General features: G+C 55.5%; 3 protein-coding genes. All 3 read right to left on the reverse strand.

The features are described from left to right. The coding region (locus tag LJE94_18860) for an iron-containing alcohol dehydrogenase (protein MCG6912157.1) at window positions 1–1,545 on the reverse strand (1,545 nt) is incomplete at its 3' end. Continuing rightward, entirely contained in the window at window positions 1,545–3,515 is a 1,971-nt protein-coding gene (locus tag LJE94_18865) for an aldehyde ferredoxin oxidoreductase family protein (protein ID MCG6912158.1), read from the reverse strand. The genes LJE94_18865 and LJE94_18860, both read right to left, overlap by 1 nt. A 347-nt stretch (window positions 3,516–3,862) precedes the next feature. Next, window positions 3,863–5,215 (reverse strand): outer membrane protein transport protein, encoded by a 1,353-nt coding sequence (locus tag LJE94_18870; protein ID MCG6912159.1) that lies wholly within the window; start codon window positions 5,213–5,215, stop codon window positions 3,863–3,865. Between the last annotated feature and the right edge of the window lie 116 nt (window positions 5,216–5,331).

A 5,331-nucleotide genomic window follows, 5' to 3' on the forward strand; every position in this document is an offset into this window, starting at 1 on the left:
CTCGATGGTGGAAGGTATCTTCATGGCGGCGTTCATGGCTTTTATCTTTTCGATAAAGCGGTGGGAAAGTGTCTCTTCCGGCTCGTCTTCCGTGCCGATTCCTCCGGCGATCGCGAGCCGGGCCAGCTTTTTTTCCGCTGCTTCGCGGCTGAATTCCAACACATGAGGAAGGACGACGGCATTGGCCAGGCCGTGGGGCACCCCGTAGAGTCCGCCTAAGTTGTGTGCAATGGCATGCACGTAGCCGACATAGGCCCTGGTGAAAGCCAGGCCGGCGTAAAAAGAGGCCAGCGCCATGTTGTTGCGGGCCTCGAGGTCGGACCCGTCGTTGTAGGCCTTTTCGAGGTTCTCGAAAATTAGTTTGGTGGCGCGCAAAGCGTTCTCATCGGTGTAAGCCGTTCCGCTTCGGTTGATGTAGGCCTCCACGGCGTGGGTCAACGCATCCATCCCGGTGGTGGACGTGATGTGCGGCGGCAGACCAATCATCAATTCCGGGTCCAGCACGGCAATTTTGGGGATCAGCTTCGTGTCCATGATGGCGAACTTTTCGTGGGTTTTTGCATTGGTCACGATCGCGGCGATCGTCGTTTCAGACCCTGTTCCCGCCGTGGTGGGGATGCAGTAAAAGGGAGGAATCGGTACCAGAACCCTGAAAAGTCCCCGCATGAAACGCACGGGGAGCCAGGGGTTCCTGATCCTCGCCCCGATGGTTTTAGCGCAGTCGATGGGCGAACCGCCCCCGAAGGCGATGATGGCTTTGCACCGGTTCTTTTTGTAAACCTCCCTGCCGTTTTCGACATTTTCGATCGTCGGATTCGGTTGAACATCGTCGAAGATGGTGTACTGAATATCATGCGCCGCCAGCGAAGCCTGCAGCCCGTCGAGAAGCTTCAAATCCATCAGTACCCTGTCGGTAACCACCAGAACGTTGCCGATCCCCCTGGCTTTGATGTTGTCGATCAATGTTTTGACGCTGCCCGGACCCGTCAATATCACCGGCACGGGAAACGGCATGACCTTGGATACGTATTTCATTATTTTTTGAACGACGCGATAGAATATCTTCTTCACGGCCCAGACAGTGCTGTTTTCCTTTTTTGTCTTCCGCTTAGCCTCCTTCTCTTCGACAACCGCGGGCGCCGCCATCTCGATGGCATCCACCGGGCACGCTTCGGCGCAGAATCCGCAGCCGATGCAGGTCTTCGGATTCACGATCTCCGGGTAGGCGTGCGGGTCGTCGATGGCCGGGAGGCCGAGGGAAATGCAGTCGGTCGGGCACACATCCAGACAAATGGCACATCCGTTGCAGATCTTCGTGTCGAAAAACGGCTTTTCCCACTCACCGCGCTTGACCTTTAAAACCACATTTCCGGCAGCGTCCCTTACGGCTTCTTCCGGGCACACCTTGCCGCAGGCGCCGCAGTCGATGCACTTTTCTTCATCGATGCGGTGCCGCTCGTTCTTTTCCCCGGTCGCCGCTCCCGTCGGGCAGATATGGGCGCACGCGGTACACCCGCTGCAGTCTTCGCTAATGGAATAAGCCATCATTGTCCTCCTTTGGAAGCAATTCTTTCAACCTGTTCAACGGAGGGTATGCCCGTTTCCCCGTCCCATCCGAACTGCTCCCAATAGCGGCTCATCATGGCTTCTATATCCACGGTGCGCCCCTTGTTGGCCCCTTCGGTCTGGGCCGGCCTTCCGAGGGCCCGCTCGCTGATTTTTATTTTGCTGGGCTGCAGGCCGTGCTTCACATTGAAAGCCTGCTTCAGTGTGTGAATATCGGCGGCCTTGTCGAGATACTGATTGGGGGTCAAGTCCCAGCCGGTGGCCGCGTTGATCCAGTCGAATATACGAATGCGCTTTGCCCCGAGAAAGGTCCCGAACAGGCAGGCACCGGCCGAATTGACAATCGTCATGTACTTGCTGTTGATCGCACCGATCTGTCCGTGCTTTTCCGGGTCCTTGTATTTGCTCCCCTTCCAATACATGGGCGACACCTTGGGAAGGTCTTTGGCGACTTTCCACAACTGAAACATCTCATAGTAAAGCTGGGATCCCAGGGTGTGCCGCCCCGGCGTCGGTTCGACGCTGTAGTGCAGGGCAAACCCCGGATCGTTGCGGCCGTCGTGCATGGCCGGCTCCTGGCCGCCCGCCAGAACGGCGTAGGGCTCGGCCTTTTTTCCTATTCTTTCAACGGCCTGCTTGACCCCGTCGGCCAGCACATGGCCGAACCCCTCCCTCTTTACCATCTTTTCCACGAGGGCGACGATGGCTTCGGAGTTGCCCCAGGTCAGCTCGAGGCCGCCGGTGTCCTCCTTGGTGATCACCCCCTCTTCGTAGCACTCCATGGCAAAGGCGATGGCATGGCCGGCGGAAATCGTGTCGATTCCGGCCCGGTTCAGCAGCTCGTTCAAGTAGAAGATGGCCTCGACGTCCTCGTTCATGCAAAAGCCCCCCAGAGCCAGTACGGTTTCGTACTCCGGCTTGTGGGTTTCGCTGAATTTTCCCGCGGTCGTGCAAATGCCGCCGCACCCCAACGGACAGGAATAGCAGTGGTATTTCACCTTTTCGCAGCTGGTGAAAACATCCGGGTTGGATGCGTGGCTTTTTCTGATCCCCCAGTCTTTTATGCTGCCCTTCCAGTTCTTGATCGGGGAATCGCCCATCTCAGGAGACATCTGGTTCATGGCCACCGTCCCCCACTTTTTCAGCATGATCTTGTACAAAATGCCGTCCTGAGCCATAACGGCGGGCATAATCCGCAAAAGCGCCCCCACAAAAGCCGTCAGCGGCCCGGATACGAAAGGCGGCTGAAACTGAACCCAGTTGTTGCAGATCTTGCTGATACGCTTCATTTCCTCCCGGTCGTGGGGAACGATGCGCTTCGACCCCGCCAGGACCAGCGCCTTCAGCCGTTTGGCGCCCATGACCGCTCCCAGTCCCGAACGCGCGGCCATGCGCCCCTTGTCCGTGGAAATGCCGGAAATCAGCGAAATCGATTCGGCAGCAGGCCCAATGCAGGCGACTTTCGGTTTTTTCCCCTTCTTTTTTGCCGTTTCGAGCAGGCGCTCCTCGGTCGCGACCGTGTCCATCCCCCACAGATCGGCGGCATCCCTAAGCTCCCGGACATCGTCGTCCACATAGAGGTAGACCGGTTTGGCACTGATGCCCCGGATGAAGATGCCGTCGTACCCGCATCGCTTGATTGCCGGCGAAAAGGTACCGCCGCAGTTGGCATCCCCCCAGCCGCCTGTCAGCGGCGATTTCCCCACCACCATCCAACGGCCGGTAAAAAAGCTTCCCGTCCCGGTGAGAAGCCCCGGCAGAAACCCCAGCATATTGTCCGGACCCAGCGGGTCCGCGCCGGCGGGTATGTTTTCATACAGCATGTGGGCGCCCAATCCCATCCCGCCAAGGTACCGTTCATAGACACCGTCGGCAAGCGCCTCCTCGCGAATGTCGCCGCTGGTCAAATCCACATGCAGCACTTTGCCCATGTAGCCTTTTGCCTTCATAAATGCCCTCGCTTTACTTTGAATGCGGCCCACGGTGCGGGCCGCGTTCGAATTAATATAATCCATGCGTCAATGAAACCTGAGTTGAGCGTTTCAAATTTTTAGAATGACGCTTTCAGCTGTATCGCCGTTGGCTTGTACCTAAATTTTGTATCTACTGTCAATTTATAACGATTATACCGGTTGTCATATATATATTCCGCTACAAGCGATGTCGATCGGAAGAAATATTTTTTTCCGAAGCAGTCAGGTAGCCGAATAGCATGACAACCGCTATAACGAAATGAGGTTTCAAAAAAATCACTACTGAACACTGTGGATAGGGAAACTGAAGTTATCTTGCGGCGTTAAAAATGGTAAATCACCGACAACAGGACCGTGTGCTGGGTAACATCCGCTTCGGAATTGGCAATCAGATTGTCGGTTTCCACATCCCGCCCCCAGCGCAGTTGGTAGGCGATGTCGAAAATGAAGCGTTTGTAGCCGATGCCCGAGCCCAGTGATATCCCGTAAAAATCGTTTTTACCGTCATAGGTCGGCTCCGGATCATAGAAGATCCCCCCCCTGATTGGGATGACCATAGACTGATCGGGCCTGATGATCAGGTATTCACCGCCGAACCTGACCTGGGTCGTGTCGTCCACATCCGAATCTTTATCGGCACGGCCGCCGATACCGGCGGTTTTGTTGCCTGCGCTGTCGGTGATGACGTAGTCGCTCCATTCCGTTCTGTAGACATCCAGATCGAGGCTGAACCGATCCGATACCCGCCAGGCCAGCCCAAGCCCGTAAGAAATGGGCATATCCACGTCTATGTCCTCGGAATCTCTAATTTTATCACTGTCGATAATCGCTCCGGTGGTGGCGTCTTTCTGAACCCAGTCTTCGCTGTATTTCTTTTTAACCGAAGCCGTAAAAGGCGTCTTGATCACCGCACCGATCGTAAAATTCCGAAACACGTTCCACATGATCCCGATGTTTACATTGACGCCGCTGAAATCTTTATACGTTTCGGTTATGTCGGTATCTTCCAGGACGTGGGACGCTCCAAAGGTCGTGTCGCTGTGACTTTTAAAATTTTCTTTCCAGCCGTTTTGCCAGAAAAGATCGTCCGTCCAGACGTTCAGGGTCCCGCCGATGGATAGCCTGGGGGTGATTTCAGCGGTGTAGGCGACCCCCAAAGCACCCAGATAGCCGTCCATTTCATAGTTCCGATTCTGCTCGCTTGAAAGTGGTGGGATCGAAGGTGTTGAAAGCGTTAAATCATATTCCAGCTCTCTTTTGAATTCATACAGACGCTGGTAGTTGACGGAAACCACCATGTTGCGTTTGAGCAGGTTAAACGGGAGGGTGGCGCTCAGGTAGTTCAGGTTGGTTTCATCGATGGTGGAGGTGTTGTCGGCTTCAGGGTTGGTTGAGGAAGCGTAATCTTCCGTGCGTACGTTATAGGCGCCCACAATGGACAGCTCGGACTTTTCCAATTGAATCAGTCCTGCCGGATTCCATGAGGCGGCGGTGGCGTCATCGGCGATCCCGATAAACGCCCCGCCCATGCCGATGGCCCTGGCACCCGAACCGACAGGGTTGGGGGATGAGGCAATGCCGACACGGTCGTACAGGTCATACGCATGTCCCTGAACGATAAAACCCGCAAGCATGAAGCAAAGCGTAATCAGAACAATCGTATTTTTTGATGTCATGGCATATCCTGTCTTGAAAGGGTTGTCGCTTCTTACTACCTCCTAAGGTGAGCGCACCTGCTTTATTCACTGGTCAGCGTCATGATAAAACATCCGCCGCCGCCGCCACCGCCGCC

The sequence above is a fragment of the Deltaproteobacteria bacterium genome (assembly GCA_022340465.1).
Taxonomy (GTDB): Bacteria; Desulfobacterota; Desulfobacteria; order Desulfobacterales; family B30-G6; genus JAJDNW01.